This window comes from Allobosea sp. 01N443 (genome assembly GCF_056399325.1).
The window spans coordinates 1-1,641 of sequence record NZ_JBFTRC010000374.1; the positions used below are offsets into that span (position 1 = coordinate 1).

The 1,641-nt window shown below is 63.5% G+C and carries 3 protein-coding genes; 2 read left to right on the forward strand and 1 reads right to left on the reverse strand.

Annotated features, from left to right (window positions below; translation table 11 throughout):
* Positions 1–225: hypothetical protein (locus AC1DRP_RS36460; RefSeq protein WP_476771122.1), on the reverse strand; the 225-nt coding region annotated here is incomplete at its 3' end.
* Between the two features lie 221 nt (positions 226–446).
* Between AC1DRP_RS36460 and AC1DRP_RS36465 the strand changes: the two genes are divergently transcribed.
* Together AC1DRP_RS36465 and AC1DRP_RS36470 are read left to right on the forward strand one after the other, a co-directional pair.
* On the forward strand, positions 447–716 hold the full coding sequence (locus tag AC1DRP_RS36465) for a hypothetical protein (RefSeq protein ID WP_476771123.1): 270 nt from the start codon (positions 447–449) through the stop codon (positions 714–716).
* A gap of 111 nt (positions 717–827) precedes the next feature.
* The coding region (locus tag AC1DRP_RS36470) for a DUF3300 domain-containing protein (RefSeq protein ID WP_476771124.1) at positions 828–1,641 on the forward strand (814 nt) is incomplete at its 3' end.

Consider the following 1,641-nt stretch of genomic DNA (forward strand, 5'->3'; position numbering starts at 1 on the left):
CCTGAGACGTTCGCGCAGCGCCGCGATCAGCTCCGTGCCGGGAAAGGCATGGAACTCCTCGAGCACGCCGAGGTCATCGAGGGCCTGCTCGACGGCGCCCCGCTTTGCGTCTCCTTTGGCCCAGGACCTTGCGATGGAATGAAGGTCCCGCCACCGATCATGGCGTCCGGACGGCGCGGAGAAGAAATGGTCGATCGACCGCGCATCTTTGGCAGCACTGGACATTTCCGAATCCCTCCCGGTCGGCGACCGCCTGCGGGCGTGGCCGCGCCCGCGCCATCTGGCGCAGAAAACCCCAGGCTGAGAACAGCACATCGGGGGGCGTCGGCGTATTGTCCTTAGGGACAGGTTCTTGTTGGCAGGAATTCGCTAGAATTCACGGGGTAGGTCGGAACGCATTGCGATGTCCTGCGTGGGTTAGTCGCGAATTGAGCGTGGAGGCTTTGATGATGAGCAGGCTGATCACCCTTGCAGCGTCCGTCGTAATGGCCGCCGCGGTTCTTGTCGCATCAGCTACCGCGCAGACCGTCGGAACAGCGAACTCATGCAACAAGATCAATGGCTGCATGTGGGATTTCATCTACGAGAACCAGATGATGAAGCAGAGCGGCCTATTGACGAAAGCCATGGAGGAGGGCCGCGCGAACAAGGAAGCGTTCGAGGCGCTGCGAGAGTGGGAGCGCACCCATGGCACCGCCCCAAGCAACCTGCGCTAGCAACGGCTCGAATTCGGTATCCGGGGCTGTCCTGATACTGGTCTCGACATTCCGGCAGCATGCCCTTCCGAGGTGCGAGCGCCCCGAAGGAGCGGAAATCGGGAGCGTGCGATGATTCTCCAGTTCGTGCTGGCGGGCGTGTTGGCCTTGGCGCCCCCCCTTCAATCCTTCGCACAAGCGCAGGCGCCCGCTCCTTCGCCGGGCGCGGCAGTGACGCCCGCGGCCCTGCCGGTCGATCAGGCCCTGCTCGCGACAGCGCAGCTCGACGCGCTCCTCGCTCCCGTGGCGCTCTATCCGGACACCCTGCTGGCTCAGGTGCTGATGGCCTCGACCTATCCGCTCGAAGTCGTACAGGCCCAGCGCTGGGCTGCCGAGAACAAGAAGCACAAGGGAGACGCACTCAAGGCCGCCGCGGAGAAACAGGCCTGGGACGATAGCGTCAAGGCATTGGTCGCCACGCCGTCTGTGCTGGAGATGATGAGCAAGAACCTGGACTGGACGCGGAAGCTCGGCGATGCAGTTCTCGCTCAGGAAACCGACGTCATGGACGCTGTCCAGCGGATGRGGTCGCGGGCCTACGAGAACAAGAAGCTCACCTCGGGTACGCAGCAGACGGTGACCGTGCAGCAGGAGGGCGCAAGGCAGACCATCGCGATCGCGCCGACGGCACCGGACACCATCTATGTGCCGTACTATGAGCCCAGCGTCGTCTACGGCTCCTGGCCCTATCCGGAATATCCGCCCTACTACTTTCCCTACACGGGCTACATAGCGGCCGGCGTCGTTGCGACCGGTCTCGCCTTCGGCACCGCCTACGCGCTCGGACGCTGGGCGACCGGCGGCTATTGGGGCGGCAACATCAACTGGAACAACAACAACATCAATATCAACCGCGATCGCGTGACGCACTGGCAGCACAATCCGC

Coding starts and splice junctions, on each gene's coding strand:
- AC1DRP_RS36465 (WP_476771123.1), top strand. CDS start 447: ATGATGAGCAGGCTGATCACCCTTGCAGCGTCCGTCGTAATGGCCGCC.